The following is a 14,599-nucleotide window of genomic DNA, read 5'->3' as shown; positions in this document are numbered from 1 at the left end:
ACACGCCACTGACAATGCCCCGGTGGTGCTGCGGGCGCCCGGACGGAGCTCAGGACGGAGCCAGTACGCAGAACTCGTGGCCCTCCGGGTCGGACAGGCACGTCCACGGGACGTCGCCCTGGCCGAGGTCGAGGTCGGTGGCGCCCAGGGCACGCAGCCGGGCCACCTCCACGGCCTTGTCGTCACCGGCGCACGGCAGCAGGTCGAGATGGACGCGGTCCGGCACGGTCTTCACGTCGGGCGTGCGGAGGAACTCGAGATACGGGCCGACACCCGCGCCGGAGCGCAACCTGGCCTGCTCGTCGGTCACTTCGTGCAGGGTCCAGTCCAACGCCTCTCCCCAGAACCGGGCCATGGCCCGCGGATCCACGCTGTCGACCACGACGGCGGCGATCGGCCCGGTGTCCCGGTAGACGTCCCTGGGCTCCAGCACGCAGAACTCGTTGCCCTCTGGGTCGGCGAGCACGGTCCACGGCACCTCGCCCTGGCCCACGTCGACGGGCATCGCGCCGAGCGCCGTCAGCCGCGCCACCAACTCCGCCTGATGGGCCGCGGAGGTGGTGGCGAGATCGAGGTGCACGCGGTTCTTCGTCGCCCTCTTGCCCTCCGGGACGGGAACGACGTCGAGACCGAGAAAGACCGGGTCCGGCCACACAAGTCCGCCCGCGGGGCCGACGTAGGTGGTCACGCCGGGGCTGTAGGCACTCCACCCGAGCGCCTCCGCCCAGAACCGTCCGACCGCCGCTCCGTCGAGAGCCTTGATGTTCACGTGCACAGGTCGCAGCGCCATGCCGGCGATCCTATGCACCGTCCCGCGCGGGTTCGGACGGTCGCCCCAGGGGCGTCGGCCCGGGCCGCCCGATCTTGCCGGAGGGGCGGCCATAGACTCCCGCGCCATGGAAGAGATCTTCGAACTCGGTGACATCAGCTGCCCGTCCGGGATCCTGGTCGTCATCGACGGCGGTCATCTGGGCCTGTGGAGCGGCGAGCGGTCGCCGGCGGAGATCGACCCCGCTCTTCTCGGCATCGACGACGCGGCTGTGGCTGACGACGTCCTCGGCGCGGTCGACTTCGCGGTGGTCGGCCCGGACGCGGCCGCGGCGACGGTCGGCTTCGGTCGCCGGCCGGGCGTGTTTCTCCATGACATCCCGGCCTCCCGGGCGACGGAGCTCGGGGCCCGGTTCGAAGCGCACTGTCTGGCCGCCGGGTTGGACGCACACCTGGAAGCGTTGCCGGGGCGCGAACCGCACGCCCACCGTGTTCGCCGCACCGCTGCTGGAGGCGGCGGTGGCTTCCTGATGTTCGGGGTGCCCGTCGTCGCGGTCGGCGGCGTGCCTCGCGACCGGTATCTGCCGGTGTCGGCTTCGCGGGTCGACTTCGGTGACGGGACGGGGCCGCGCTGGTCGGAGATGTCGGTCCGGATGAGCAACGCCCCGGTCGAGTCGTCCGTACCGCTCGGTGACGTCGGAGTCGACTGGGCCCGGCTCCTCTTCGGTGATGCCGACGCCCTGAACGCCTGGCAGCACGAGGAGCCCGTGGACGGCCTGGCCGACGTCGCGTTCTGGGGTGCCGCCGCGGACACCGCCGCCACGGTGTTCGGGGCTTCCGAACTGGGCGAACCCGGTGAGGAGGGCGTCCGTGGGTGGAGCGGGCTCGCCGTACCGGAGGCGATGGAGAAGGCCCGCACTCTGCTGAGGTGGAAGGAGGAGAGCGGTAGCCGCATGGCTGTGGACTTCCGGCCGCACTCCCACCACTGGCAGGTGATGCGCCAGGTCCGCGCCTCGGACGTGGAAGCCGGCACCGTGGACGTCGGTGGTGCCCGGCTTCTCTGCGCGATGACGAGCTGGGGCGACGGCTGCTTCCCGGTGTTCGCCGACCTCGATCCGTCAGGTGCGCTCGTCGCCGTGCGGGTGCGGTTCTCCGAGCTGCCCCGGTAGCCGCACGAGGAAGGCAGTGGTCCCACCGCTGGCGGGCTCGGGCGGCCGCTCTGAGCTGCCGGGGCGGGATGCGTGCGCCGTGCCCGGGTGTGCCACTCCCCGCGCCCGCCTTCGGCAAGGGACGGGCGTCACGCCGGCGGCCGGACGCCCGCTCCCCGCACCCGCCTTCGGCAAGGGCGTCACGCCGGCGGCCGGACGAGTTTTGCGGATACGGCGTCGAGGACCCAGTCCAGCCCGGTCGCGAAGGATGTCTCGGCGTCCACGTCCGTGCCGTCGTGCACGGCCTTGGCCAGCGCCGGGAAACGGCCCGTGGCCAGCATCCTCGTCACATGCGGACCGTGGGCGCGCTGCCAGTCGCGCTTGGACAGTCCCGTGGCGCGCTCGGCCCGCAGGTTCGCGATCTCGCGCCTGATCGCGCCGGTGAAGTAGGCGCTGACGGTCTCCACGGCCCGCATGACGGTGTCGATGTCGGCGTGGCCGTCGAGGGCGGTCAGCGTGGCCTCGGTGACGGCGAGGCCGTTCGGGCCCAGGCTCGGGCGGCCGCCGAGCAGGTCGGCCAGCCACTCGTGACGCAGGGCGGCCTGTCTGGTGCGGTGGGCGAGGACGCGCAGGGCCTCCCGCCAGTCGCCCGGCTGCTCCTCGGGCAGGATCTCGGCCTGGACCTCGTCCACCATGAGGTCGAACAGCTCCTCCTTGGTGGAGATGTATCCGTACAGCCGCATCGGGCCGGCGTTCAGCCTCGCGGCGACCTTGCGCAACGACACCGCATCCAGGCCGCCCTCGTCGGCCAGCGCGACGGCGGCGGCGACGATGCGTTCCCGGTCGAGCGGCACGGGGCGAGTCGGCGGCTCCGGCCGGTCCCACACAGTCATGGACACATCGTACTGTTGCGATACGCCGTATTGCAGCAATACAGTGTATCGACATGAGACAACGCATCGCAGTGGTCGGGGGCGGCCCTGCCGGCCTCACGTTCGCCCGTGTCCTGCACCGTCATGGCTGCCCCGTCACCGTGCTCGAACGCGATCCCGCGCCCGACGCGCGCCCCCCGGGCGGCACGCTGGACCTCCACGAAGGGCTGGGCCAGCTCGCGCTGGAGAAGGCGGGGCTGTCGGCGGAGTTCCGGAAGCTGTCGCGTCCCGAGGGGCAGGCCATGCGCATCCTGGACCCGGACGGGACGGTCCTGCGGGACTGGCCGGCCCGACCGGACGAGCGGGCCAATCCCGAGATCGACCGCGGGCACCTGCGTGACCTGCTGCTCGGCCCCCTCGACGTCCAATGGGGACGGGACGTGACGCGGGTGGTGCCGGGGGAGGGCCGGGGCGGTGGCGCACTGATCCGGTTCGCGGACGGGCGACAGGAGACCTTCGACCTCGTGGTCGGCGCGGACGGCGCCTGGTCCCGGACCCGCCCGGCGGTCTCCCCCGTGACGCCGCACTACACCGGCGTCACCGCTGTCGAGACCTCCCTCGACGACGTCGACAACCGCCACCCCGACCTCGCCCGCGTGATCGGCGACGGCTCCGTGGCGGCGTACGGCGTGAACCGGTCTCTCGTCGCCCAGCGCAACAGCGGCGGCCACGTCAAGGTGTACGCCCGGTTCCGCGCACCGCTGGACTGGCACACGGACCTGGAGCCGGGCGACGCCGAGGCCGTCCGGTCGAGTCTGCTGGCCCTGTTCGACGGCTGGGCCGCTCCCGTTCTCGACCTTCTGCGCCATGGCACGGCGTTCGTCCACCGTCCCCTCCACGTGCTGCCGGTGTCCCACACCTGGGCCCACGTGCCCGGGGTGACGCTGATGGGCGACGCCGCCCACCTGATGCCTCCCCTGGGGGCGGGCGCGAACCTCGCGATGCTGGAAGGCGCCGAACTCGCCGAGTCCCTCGCCGCCTGCCCCGAAGATCCGGACGGGACCGTCCGCGCCTTCGAGGAACGGATGTGGGCACGGGCCTCGAAGTGGGCGCAGATCACGACGGCCGGGCTGGAACGCCTGGTGAGCCCGGACCCCACCGAGGCCCTCGCCGTCTTCGACCAGGTCCACTGACCGCGAGGCGCGAGAGAACCGGCGTCGTCAACCAGCACCATCCGGTCCGGCCTTCCGCACGGGCCGCTGCGCCCTGTCCCGCCCACGGGGAGCCGGGTCAGCCTCGGCGAGCCAGGATCTGGATTCCCTTCGACGCGTGTCCGTTCATGGTCGCGACGGTGATGCGGCGGGTGTCGGCGATCTCGAAGTCGGCGAGCAGCGAGGTGAACCAGTCGCTCGGGTGGTGGCGGCAGACTGCCCCGTCGCCGGTCTCGAAGACTCCGTAGGTTCCGTAGGGTTCCGCGAACCTCGCATAGCGGTCACGGTTGCGTTCGTCGTCCTGCAGCAGCAGATCGCTGAGGTAGAGCAGCCCGCCCGGTTCGAGGACGCGGCGCAGCTCGCCGACCAGCCGTCGCTGGGCGTCGTCGCCGGGTATGCAGGTCAGCACCGCGAAGAGGACCACCACGTCGAGGCTTGCGTCCGGATGGGCCGATGCCGGCGGTGCGTCCAGCACGGCGAAGGGCATCGTCGGACGCAGGGCGCGTGCCCGGGAGATCATCCCCGGCGAGGCGTCGACGCCGGTGAGGTTCGTGAAGCCCTGCTGTTCGAGGGCGTGCAGGACCCGGCCGTAACCGCAGCCGTAGTCCAGGATCGCGGCACGCTCGTCGACGTCGTCCAGCCACGGCATGTGCAGCGGATGCGTGAACGTCTTGGTCGTCGCCGCGGCGTCCCAGTAAGGGGTCTGGCTGTCGAGGTCGGGCATCGCGGGCACCTCCGTCGTGCTCCGGAACGGCGATCGCGCTGCCATGATCCCGGATTCTGCGACCTGCCCCGACGTGTCCCGCCGTCTCCGGCCGCCCTGCCGCGCAAGAGTGGAGACCTCCCGGCACAGGGCCCGCCCGCCTCCGTCCGAGTGGCGTGGCACACTATTGCAAGCATCCGCTTGCAATAGTTAGCACGGGTGGTGCACAGTGGAGGCATGGCATCGCTCAACGTCGGCAATCTCGGTGAGTATCTGCGTGAACAGCGGCGCACCGCGCAGCTGTCGCTCAGGCAGCTCGCCGATGCCGCCGGGGTGTCCAATCCGTATCTGAGCCAGATCGAGCGCGGGCTGCGCAAGCCGAGCGCGGAGGTGCTGCAGCAGGTCGCCAAGGCCCTGCGGATCTCCGCCGAGACGCTGTACGTGCGAGCCGGCATCCTCGACGCCGAGCGCGACCGGGACGACGTGGAGACACGTGCGGTCATCCTCGCCGATCCGACGCTCAACGAGCGGCAGAAGCAGGTGCTGCTCCAGATCTACGAGTCCTTCCGCAAGGAGAACGGCTTCGAGATCGCCCCTGCGGACGCGGCTCCCGCGCCGGGCGACGGAGCGGTGGAACCCCAGGGCGAGGTCCAGGACGGCGTCGGCGACGTGGCCGCGCCCGACGACGACACCGCCGCACAGACGGTCGTACGCGACACCCGCAAGCCGCGCAGGACCCGTAAGAAGACCGACGGCAGCGACGCCGACCCGCAGCAGACGGCCAGTTGAGCCCGGCACCACCCGACCTGGCTCGACCCGCGCCGACAGGCACCGCGGGACCCAAAACCCTCATCAGAATGCGACCCGGGAGGACCATCACCATGGCCATCACCGACGACATCCGCAAGGCCGTTACGGACCCGACCCCGCTCTACTTCCTCGCCGGCGCCGGTGACCTGGCCCTCCAGGAGGCCAAGAAGGTGCCCGGTCTGGTGGAGCAGCTGCGCGCCGAGGCCCCGGCCCGTATCGAGGCCGTGCGCGGCACCGACCCCAAGGCGGTCCAGGAGAAGGCCCAGGCCCGTGCCAAGGAGGCCGGCGCCAAGGTCAAGGAGACGCAGGAGACCCTGCAGACCAAGGTCGGCGAGTTCATCAGCACCCTCGACGGCGACCTGAAGAAGCTCGGCAGCACGATCGACGCGGACCTGAAGAAGCTCGGCGAGTCCGCCCAGGACATCGCCCTGCGCGGTGTCGGCGTCGCCGCCGAGTACGCCGTGAAGGCCCGTGAGACCTACGAGAAGGTCGCCGAGCACGGCGAGCAGGCCGTCAAGACCTGGCGTGGCGAGGCCGCCGAGGAGATCGAGGAACTGGCCATCGCCGTCGAGCCGAACGCCGAGCCGGGCGAGATCAAGGTCGCCACCCCGGACACGGCCGCGAAGCCGGCCCCCGCGGCTGCTGCCCCGGCCCCGGCCGCGGCCAAGAAGCCGGCCCCCGCCGCCAAGAAGAGCACGCCGCGCAAGACCACGACGGCGAAGAAGACCCCGCCCGCCAAGTAAGGCACCGCGGGACACCTCGGAAGTCAGGGCCGGGCACTTACCGAGTGCCCGGCCCGTTCTGCGGGTAGCGGACTCACGGGAGCGGGTACGGTGACCGCGTAATCGCGAAATGACGAGCCGAGTCAGGTGGTGGACGTTGTGCTGATGCAGGGGTTCGCAGGCTTCATGTGGCTGCTGAGCATGGCCCTGATCGTTTTCAGCGGCTTTGCGCTGTTCGACGCCGCCATCCGCCGCGAGGACGCCTACCGCGCGGCCGACAAGAAGACCAAGCCCTTCTGGCTGATCATCCTCGGGCTCGCCTTCGTGGTGAACCTGATCTTCAACATCCTGTCGTTCCTGCCGATCATCGGTCTCATCGCGACGATCGTCTACATGGTCGACGTCCGCCCGGCGATCCGCGCGCTCCCGGGCGGCGGCCGCAGCGGGCGGGGCAGGGGTTCGAGCAGCGACGGCCCTTACGGCCCGTACAACGGCGGCCGCTAGAGACGCGCCCCGTCAGGGGCGCGGGCTGCGGACCAGTAGTGAACGCGAGCCCCGGCTCGCGCCGGTCACCCGTCCCGGTCGAGCAGCAGTACCGCCACGTCGTCCGCCAGCTCGCCGCCGTTCAGCGATCGGACCTCGTTGACCGCGGCCCGCAGCAACGCCTCTCCTCGCAGGCCCTCGGACAGCTGGCGACGGATCATGGACACCATCCCGTCCTGCCCCAGCCGTTCCCCGCCCTGCCCGACACGACCTTCGATCAGCCCGTCGGTGTAGAGCATCAGACTCCACTCGGCCCCCAGATCCACCTGCATCCGCGGCCACCGGGCCCCCGGCAGCAGGCCCAGCGCGGGCCCGTTGTTCTCGTACGGCAGCAGGCGGGCGGGCCGCCCCGGGCGGGCCACCAGCGGTGACGGATGCCCGGCGAGGCACAGCCCCGCGCGCCGCCCGTCCGGAGCTATGTCGACCGTGCACAGCGTCGCGAAGATCTCGTCGTCGGAGCGCTCGTGCTCCAGCACCTCCTGCAGCGTGCCGAGCAGCTGGTCCCCGCACAGCCCCGCCAGGGTGAGCGCACGCCACGCGATCCGCAGCTCCACGCCGAGCGCCGCCTCGTCGGGGCCGTGCCCGCAGACGTCGCCGATCATCGCGTGCACGGTCCCGTCGGGAGTCCGTACGACGTCGTAGAAGTCCCCGCCGAGCAGTGCCCGGGAGCGGCCGGGCCGGTACCGCGCGGCGAACCGCAGCGACGAACCCTCCAGCAGCGGCGTGGGCAGCAGCCCGCGCTCCAGGCGCCGGTTCTCCTGCGCGCGCACCCGTCCCTCGGCCAGCCTGCGCTCCGCCGTGTCGGAACGTTTCCGCTCGACCGCGTAGCGGATCGCCCGGCTCAACAGCCGTCCGTCCAGTTCGTCCCGGAAGAGGTAGTCCTGGGCGCCTACCCGCACCGCTTCCGCGCCGCGCTCGGCGTCACCGGACGCGGTGAGCGCGAGGACGGCGTGCCGGGGTGCGAGCTCCAGGACATGGCGCAGTACGGCGAGCTCGTCGTCGTCATCCAGCCGGCCGGGCGCGGGCAGCGCGAGGTCGAGCAGGATGCAGTGCACGTCGTCCGTGAGCAGCCGCTCCGCCTCGGTGAGGTTGCGGGCGGTGCGGACGCGGATCGGCTTGCCGGTCGAGTCCCGGAGTTCGGGGACGACCGTGGACCCGCCGGGATCGTCCTCGATCACCAGCAGGCTCAGTTGGGTGGCGGCGTTGTTGTCGACCGTGGCTTCCTTGCGCGGGGCTTCTTCCTTGGAGGGGTCGTCCTTGGGTACGGCCGGCGCCTGACCACTCTCCACGGCCGGGATCGCTCGCTGCCGCGGTATGGGTACGGGCATGGTCTCGGATTCCTTCCCTCCCCCCGAGGGCATGGTGGAGCGAGGGACCTCGATCCACCGACGGGGACCATAGCGGGTGCCGGGCCGGGAAAGGAATGGCGTGAGACACGCTGCTTGGCCGGTGGCCACTGTCATATGCCGCGTTATCCACCGCAGTTGGACAAGCGGCGGGTGTCGCAGGGATGACGAACGTCACGTTCACGTCAGGTTTGCGGGACGTTGATGCGTGCCCCGCATCACATGACCTGGATCTCACTCACGGGTCCACCGGCGAGGGCTTATCCAGCCGCCCCGCGAGGCTCATCCGGTCGACCGGCGGCGCTCATACGGTCACCGGCAACGCTCATCCGGTCGCCCCGCGATGCTCACGCGTCCGGCCGCACCACTCCGAGTATCGGCATCGACCCTGCCCCGGCGATCGTCACCGTCCGTCCGGGCCGCGGCGCGTGCACGATCGCGCCGTCGCCCAGGTACATCGCCACATGGCTGGCGTCGTCGAAGTAGATGATCAGGTCGCCGGGCCGCATGTCCTTGACGTCGATGTGCTTGAGCTGCCGCCACTGCTCCTGCGAGGTGCGCGGAATGGGCTTGCCGGCGCTCGCCCAGGCCTGTGAGGTCAGTCCGGAGCAGTCGTACGAGTCCGGGCCCTCGGCGCCCCATTCGTACGGCTTGTTGATCTGGTCGGTCGCGTAGGCGACGGCGGTCTTGCCGGCCGCGCTCGCCTTGCCGTTGATCTCCTCGAGGATGCCGGAGTCCAGCCAGGCGGTCTGTGCCTGGTGGGCGGCCTGTTCCTCCAGCTCGGCGAGGCGCTTCTTCTCCTTCTCCTCCAGCTGGGACTCGAGCTTCTCGGCCGCCGCGATCTGCTGCTCGACCTTCTTCTTGGCCGCCGCCCTCGCCTTGCGGTTCGCCTCCAGCTTGGTCCACTGCGCGGAGGCGTCGTCGGCGTACTGCTTCAAGTCCTGCTGGGTCCGGGTCAGTTCGGCGATCAGCGCCTTCGTGGCGCGCTGGCCCTGCAGTACGCGGCCGGTGGCGTCCAGGAACTCCTGCGGATCGTCGCTCAGCATCAGCTGGGCCTCGTCGGGCAGGCCGTTGGCGCGGTACTGGGCGGCCGCCGCGGCGCCCGCACGGGCCTTCAGCTTCGCCAGCTTCTCCTGGCCCTTGACGATCTTCCGGGCCAGGGCGACGATCTGCGCCGACTGCTGCTCGGACTTCTCCTCGGCGGCGTTGTAGGCGTCGGTGGCGACGGCGGCGTCGTGGTAAAGCGCGTCCAGCTGTTTGCGTACGGCCTCGATGTCCTTGTTGGTCACGGCGGTCGGCGAGGCCGTGGGGGAGGGGGTCGGACTCGGGGCGGCGAAGGCGGTGCCCGGTGCCGCCAGTACGGCCACCGCGCCGATCACGGTCACGGCCGTAGCGATCAGACCGCGCTTGCCCGTCCCCATACACGTGCCCCCAAAGCTGATTTACCGTCAGTAACTTACGGTGCTCGGGGGATCGTGCCACGTCATGGCCGAAAGTGACAGAGGCAGGCCTTCCCGGCGAACCCCTTCACCAACCGGCGCTTCCCGGTGCCTCCCCCGCTCCCCGCCCCCCGAAGACGATCTCCCCGCCTTTGTGACGAACGACTCACACAGATCGTTCCCAGCAGGTCACGCCCCGCGACGGGTTCACCCACGAGGGGGACCGGAGCCGCATGCCGACCACGCCAACGGCCTGCACGGACTCACGCGGGGCCACGTCCCAGGCGGCACCCCGGAGTTCACGCGAGGTGTATACCGAAGTTCCCGCAGGCCGCGTCCTGTGACCCGTACGGGAGTCGGTCCGGCCGCACCCGGCGATCCGTACCGGAGTCGGTGGCGGTCCCGCCGGAGTCATGCAGACTGCATCCTGTGACCCGTACGGGAGTCGGTCCGGCCGCACCCGGCGATCCGTACCGGAGTCGGTGGCGGTCCCGCCGGAGTCACGCAGGCTGCACCCCGCACCCCGCGACCCGCACCGGAGTCACCTCGCTCGCACCCCCGCCCCCCGCCGGCGTCACGGCGCCCGCACCCCCGCCCCGCCGTACCGGAGTTCACCCCACCCCGACCCCGCGCGGCGCCAACGCCCCCCACGTCACCGTCACTTCCCCCTGTCGCCACCGGGAGGGCCCGTCCGTCACCGGCCAGTCGGTCGTCAGGGCCCGTACCGTGCGGATCCACCGCTGGCGGGCGCCGTACGACGCGTAGGGCGCGGCGGCCGCCCACGCGCGGTCGAAGTCGCGCAGGAAGGAGTGCACCGGCTCGCCCGGGACGTTGCGGTGGATCAACGCCTTGGGCAGCCGCTCGGCGAGGTCGGAGGGGCGCTCCAGGGAACCCAGCCGGGTCGCGAAGGTGACCGTCCGCGGGCCCTCGGGGCCGAGCGCGACCCACACGTGCCGACGCCCGATCTCGTCGCAGGTCCCCTCGACGAGCAGCCCACCACGGGACCCGTCCGAGGCCGGCGCGAGCCGCGCGCACAGTCGCTCCCACACGGCGGCCACCTCGGCCTCGTCGTACTGGCGCAGCACGTTGGCCGCCCTGATGAGCAGCGGGCGCTCGCGGACCGGGATCTCGAACCCGCCGTGCCGGAAGACGAGCCCGTCCCGCTCGTACGGCTTCGCCGCCGCGACCCGCGCCGGTTCGATCTCGACGCCGACCACGCGCGTGCGTGGAGCCGCCTCACGGAGCCGGGCGAGCAGTTCGACGGCGGTCCAGGGCGCCGCGCCGTATCCGAGGTCGACGGCGACCGGATCGGCGGCGCCGCGCAGTTCGGTGCCGTGCGTGGCCGCGATCCAGCGGTCCATGCGGCGCAGCCGGTTGGGGTTGGTCGTCCCGCGCGTGACCGTGCCCACAGGGCGGGAGGCGGCGCGGGATGTCATGCCTACGAGGGTATGCGGAGGTCGTGGGACGGACGTGCGAGCCGTCCCCGCAGCGCACCCGGGGCACTCAGGACACACCCTGGGCGCTCAAGGTGCCCAAGACACCGCAACGCACCCAAGGCACTCGACGCACCCCACCCTCGAACGGTTGAGCGACCCCCGGTAATACCTCGGCAAAAACCGCCCCGCCCGGAATGGGAATGCAACCCTCCGGTGTTGCCTCCCTCGGAGGGTCCCCACGGCCCCCGTCCGGCATGCCCGCAGCAAGGAGGAACGCAACGTGAGCCAGTACGTCAGCAGGCTCCAGCGTCGCTCCCAGGCCGCACCCCATCGGTTGCGCCTGCACCGCCGCCCCCGCCGCGTCGCCATGCTCTCGGTGCACACCTCCCCGCTCCACCAGCCCGGCACCGGCGACGCGGGCGGCATGAACGTATACATCGTGGAGCTCGCCCAGCGCCTCGCCGCGATCAACATCGAGGTCGAGATCTTCACGCGCGCGACGACGGGCGGTCTGCCGCCGGTCGTCGAGATGGCCCCCGGCGTCCTGGTCCGCCACATCGACGCGGGCCCTTACGAGGGCCTCAACAAGGAGGACCTGCCCGCCCAGCTGTGCGCCTTCACGCACGGTGTGATGCAGGCCTGGGCCGGCCACCGCCCCGGCTACTACGACCTGGTCCACTCGCACTACTGGCTCTCCGGCCATGTCGGCTGGCTCGCCGCCCAGCGCTGGGGCACCCCCCTCGTGCACGCCATGCACACCATGGCCAAGGTCAAGAACGCCAACCTCGCCGACGGCGACACCCCCGAGCCCGCCGCCCGCGTGATCGGCGAGACCCAGATCGTCGCCGCCGCCGACCGCCTCATCGCGAACACCGCCGAGGAGCGCGAGGAGCTCGTACGGCACTACGCCGCCGACCCCGCCAAGGTCGCCGTGGTTCACCCCGGCGTGAACCTCGACCGCTTCCGCCCGGCGGACGGCCGGGCGGCGGCCCGGGACCGTCTCGGTCTGCCCCAGGACGCCCTGATCCCCCTCTTCGCGGGTCGCATCCAGCCCCTGAAGGCCCCGGACGTCCTCCTGCGCGCCGTGGCGGTCCTGCTCGACCAGCGCCCCGACCTGCGCTCCCGCATCCTCGTCCCGGTCGTCGGCGGCCTCAGCGGCAGCGGCCTCGCCAAGCCGGAGGGCCTGCAGAAGCTGGCCTCCCGCCTGGGCATCGCGGATGTCGTACGGTTCCACCCGCCCGTCGGCCAGGAGCAGCTCGCCGACTGGTTCCGGGCCGCGTCAGTGCTGGTCATGCCCTCCTACAGCGAGTCCTTCGGCCTGGTCGCCATAGAGGCCCAGGCGGCAGGCACCCCGGTGCTCGCGGCGGCGGTCGGCGGGCTGCCGGTGGCCGTGGCCGACGAACGGACCGGTTTCCTCGTACGGGGACACGATCCGGCCGCCTACGCGCGCGTGCTGCGCGACTTCGCCGACAACCCCGACCTCTCGCCCCGCATGGGCGCGGCGGCCGCCCGGCACGCCCAGTCCTTCGGCTGGGACACCGCGGCCGCGGCGACGGCGGACGTGTACGTGGCCGCGGCACAGTCGTACCGGCGTCACGTACGCTCGCTCCATGGCTGAGGCAGAGAAGGCGGCGCAGGTCATCGAGGGCGTGCTGAAGGACGCCGAGGTCGAGTGGGAGAGCCCCGCGCCCGGCAACTACGTCGTGCAACTCCCCGGCACCCGCAAGCTGAAGACGACCGTCTCGCTCCTGGTCGGCCGCCACTCCCTCTCCCTGAACGCCTTCGTCATCCGTCACCCCGACGAGAACGAACCCGGCGTCCACCGCTGGCTCCTGGAGCGCAACCTCAAGCTGTACGGCGTGAGTTACGCCGTCGACCGGCTCGGCGACGTCTACGTCACCGGCAAGCTCCCCCTCGCCGCGATCACCGCCGACGAGGTCGACCGCCTCCTGGGCCAGGTCCTGGAGGCGGCCGACGGCAGCTTCAACACCCTGCTGGAGCTGGGGTTCGCCACCGCGATCCGCAAGGAGTACGAGTGGCGCACGGCCCGCGGCGAGTCGACGCGCAACCTGGACGCGTTCGCGCATCTGACCCAGCGCTCGCAGGACTGACTCCGGGCTTCGGAGGCGCCCTAGTGGGGCGGAAGCGAGCTGGACGGCTGGGGCTCGCTGGTCGGCTCGTGGCTCGGGCCGGGGTTCTCGGGACCGGCCGGCTTGTCCAACTGGTCGGCGAAGGCCCGCAGCGCGTCGGCGAGTTCCTTCTTGGTGGGCAGCTCGTCGACCTTCCTGTCGAGCTCGGCGATACGCCGGTTGAGCTCCTCCAGCTCGCTCGGGGTGGAGGGCTGCCCGGAGGGTTCCTCGGTGGGTTCCTCCGTGGGTTCGTCGGGGGACGTGGGGGAGGGGCTGGGGTCCACCCCGCCGACGGTGCCGCCTCCGGAATCCCCGCCGGTGCCTCCGCTGCCGCCGACCGTGCCGCCGTCGGTCCCGCTCTCGTCCGACGGGACGGTGCTCGACGCACTCGGCTCGGCACCGGGCCCGTCGTCCGAACTCGCGGCGATGGCACCGCCCACGCTCACCGCGACCAGGACCGCCGCCCCCGCGACGGCGACGGAGAGACGTCCGAACGGTAAGGACTTCTGCCGACCGTCCTGGTTCTGTCCGTCACCCGTGCTCTGCCTGTCACCCGTGCTCTGCCGGTCACCCGTGCTCTGTCTGTCTCCCGTGCTCTGTCTGTCATCCATCCCGCGACGCTAACCGCCGACGATCACCGGACGGACGCCTTCCGTCGATCTGCTCGTGCTGGCCCGGTACCGCCCCGGCGTCACCCCCACCAACCGCTTGAAATGCCGGGTGAGATGGGCCTGGTCGTGAAACCCGGTGAGCGCGGCGACCTCGGCGGGACCGCGCCCCGCGAGCAGCAGCCGCCGGGCCCGGTCGACGCGGCGCGAGGTCAGGTACTGGTGCGGCGCGATGCCGTAGGCGCCGCTGAACGCCCGTACGAGATGCGCCGGATGGGCCTGGACGGCCTCCGCGGCCGCCTCCAGCGACAGCCCTTCCACGACCCGCTCGTCGAGGAGTTCGCGCAGCCGGCGGGCGAGGGCGGGGTCGCGGCGCGCGGGCCCGTCGTGCAGCGGCGGCCGCAGGAGCGTCCGGAGCCGGTCGCCGATGAGCGTCAGCCTGCTCTCCGCCTCGAACTCCTCGCCGGGCCTGGTCAGCGCCGTGTGCAGCTGCCCGACCCGCCGCCGCAGCAGGGGGTCGCGCAGATCGGGACCGTCCACGGCGGGCCCGATGAGCTCGTCGCCGAGGTGGGTGTGGTCGAGGTAGAGGACCCGCTTGCGGAAGCCGCCGGGCGTGGCGGGCGAGCCGTTGTGCGGGACGTGCGGCGGCAGCAGCGACACGGTGTCGTCCGGCGTGCCGTGCTCATGCCGGTCGAGGTCGTACCGTACGGCCCCGTCGTCCACGATGAGCAGCGTCCACGCCTCGTGCACATGCATCGGATACGCGTACTCGGTGAAATGGGCGTGGAAGACCTCGGTGACGCCCGGGACGGCGGGGCGCCACGCGGTGACTTCCTGCGCGGGCATGGTGGGGGCCGCCATGCA

The 14,599-nt window shown here is 71.8% G+C and carries 15 protein-coding genes; 7 read left to right on the top strand and 8 right to left on the bottom strand.

The window, feature by feature from the left end; translation table 11 throughout:
• Positions 1 to 49 precede the first annotated feature (49 nt).
• Entirely contained in the window at positions 50 to 790 is a 741-nt protein-coding gene (locus IOD14_RS42005) for a VOC family protein (protein ID WP_212673000.1), read from the bottom strand.
• A 106-nt stretch (positions 791 to 896) separates the two neighbouring features.
• Here IOD14_RS42005 and IOD14_RS42000 point away from each other — a divergent pair, with 106 nt between their 5' ends.
• A complete protein-coding gene (locus tag IOD14_RS42000; RefSeq protein ID WP_212672999.1) occupies positions 897 to 1,937 on the top strand; it encodes a hypothetical protein in 1,041 nt (346 codons plus the stop codon).
• Between the two features lie 179 nt (positions 1,938 to 2,116).
• Here the strand turns inward: IOD14_RS42000 and IOD14_RS41995 are convergent, their stop codons facing one another.
• A complete protein-coding gene (locus IOD14_RS41995; RefSeq protein ID WP_212672998.1) occupies positions 2,117 to 2,809 on the bottom strand; it encodes a TetR/AcrR family transcriptional regulator C-terminal domain-containing protein in 693 nt (230 codons plus the stop codon).
• Between the two features lie 53 nt (positions 2,810 to 2,862).
• Here IOD14_RS41995 and IOD14_RS41990 point away from each other — a divergent pair, with 53 nt between their 5' ends.
• Complete coding sequence (locus IOD14_RS41990) at positions 2,863 to 3,981, top strand: NAD(P)/FAD-dependent oxidoreductase (protein ID WP_212672997.1); 1,119 nt, start codon at positions 2,863 to 2,865, stop codon at positions 3,979 to 3,981.
• A gap of 97 nt (positions 3,982 to 4,078) precedes the next feature.
• On the opposite strand, the gene IOD14_RS41985 is transcribed toward IOD14_RS41990, so the two are convergent.
• Complete coding sequence (locus IOD14_RS41985; protein WP_212672996.1) at positions 4,079 to 4,768, bottom strand: class I SAM-dependent methyltransferase; 690 nt, start codon at positions 4,766 to 4,768, stop codon at positions 4,079 to 4,081.
• Positions 4,769 to 4,939: 171 nt separating this feature from the next.
• Between IOD14_RS41985 and IOD14_RS41980 the strand changes: the two genes are divergently transcribed.
• From IOD14_RS41980 to IOD14_RS41970, 3 genes are all read left to right on the top strand, one after another.
• Positions 4,940 to 5,491 (top strand): helix-turn-helix transcriptional regulator, encoded by a 552-nt coding sequence (locus IOD14_RS41980; RefSeq protein ID WP_123990128.1) that lies wholly within the window; start codon positions 4,940 to 4,942, stop codon positions 5,489 to 5,491.
• A 92-nt stretch (positions 5,492 to 5,583) separates the two neighbouring features.
• Complete coding sequence (locus IOD14_RS41975) at positions 5,584 to 6,255, top strand: hypothetical protein (protein WP_123990127.1); 672 nt, start codon at positions 5,584 to 5,586, stop codon at positions 6,253 to 6,255.
• A gap of 144 nt (positions 6,256 to 6,399) precedes the next feature.
• Positions 6,400 to 6,738 carry a DUF2516 family protein gene (locus tag IOD14_RS41970; protein ID WP_030318102.1) on the top strand — a complete coding sequence of 113 codons (339 nt, stop codon included), beginning with the start codon at positions 6,400 to 6,402 and terminating at the stop codon, positions 6,736 to 6,738.
• 65 nt (positions 6,739 to 6,803) lie between these two features.
• Here the strand turns inward: IOD14_RS41970 and IOD14_RS41965 are convergent, their stop codons facing one another.
• From IOD14_RS41965 to IOD14_RS41955, 3 genes are all read right to left on the bottom strand, one after another.
• Positions 6,804 to 8,105, bottom strand: coding sequence for a response regulator (locus IOD14_RS41965; RefSeq protein WP_174269167.1), 1,302 nt, complete (start codon positions 8,103 to 8,105; stop codon positions 6,804 to 6,806).
• 365 nt (positions 8,106 to 8,470) lie between these two features.
• Positions 8,471 to 9,544, bottom strand: a complete 1,074-nt coding sequence (locus tag IOD14_RS41960) for a C40 family peptidase (protein ID WP_123990125.1) — start codon at positions 9,542 to 9,544, stop codon at positions 8,471 to 8,473.
• Positions 9,545 to 10,173: 629 nt separating this feature from the next.
• Positions 10,174 to 10,998 (bottom strand): class I SAM-dependent methyltransferase, encoded by an 825-nt coding sequence (locus tag IOD14_RS41955; protein ID WP_174269166.1) that lies wholly within the window; start codon positions 10,996 to 10,998, stop codon positions 10,174 to 10,176.
• A gap of 280 nt (positions 10,999 to 11,278) precedes the next feature.
• Here IOD14_RS41955 and mshA point away from each other — a divergent pair, with 280 nt between their 5' ends.
• Both mshA and IOD14_RS41945 read left to right on the top strand, forming a co-directional pair.
• Positions 11,279 to 12,616: a D-inositol-3-phosphate glycosyltransferase gene (mshA, locus tag IOD14_RS41950; protein WP_123990124.1), complete on the top strand. Its 1,338-nt coding sequence runs from the start codon at positions 11,279 to 11,281 to the stop codon at positions 12,614 to 12,616.
• Positions 12,609 to 13,109 (top strand): YbjN domain-containing protein, encoded by a 501-nt coding sequence (locus tag IOD14_RS41945; RefSeq protein ID WP_123990123.1) that lies wholly within the window; start codon positions 12,609 to 12,611, stop codon positions 13,107 to 13,109. The genes mshA and IOD14_RS41945 overlap by 8 nt, the downstream gene beginning before the upstream one ends.
• Before the next feature lie 20 nt (positions 13,110 to 13,129).
• Here IOD14_RS41945 and IOD14_RS41940 read toward each other — a convergent pair whose 3' ends face one another.
• Complete coding sequence (locus tag IOD14_RS41940) at positions 13,130 to 13,738, bottom strand: hypothetical protein (protein ID WP_212672995.1); 609 nt, start codon at positions 13,736 to 13,738, stop codon at positions 13,130 to 13,132.
• A gap of 9 nt (positions 13,739 to 13,747) precedes the next feature.
• Positions 13,748 to 14,596: an AraC family transcriptional regulator gene (locus tag IOD14_RS41935; protein WP_212672994.1), complete on the bottom strand. Its 849-nt coding sequence runs from the start codon at positions 14,594 to 14,596 to the stop codon at positions 13,748 to 13,750.
• Positions 14,597 to 14,599: the final 3 nt, after the last annotated feature.

The organism is Streptomyces sp. A2-16 (assembly GCF_018128905.1).
Classification (GTDB): Bacteria; Actinomycetota; Actinomycetes; order Streptomycetales; family Streptomycetaceae; genus Streptomyces.
Note: the sequence above shows the minus strand (reverse complement) of the source record. Positions and strands in the feature narration are given on the sequence as shown.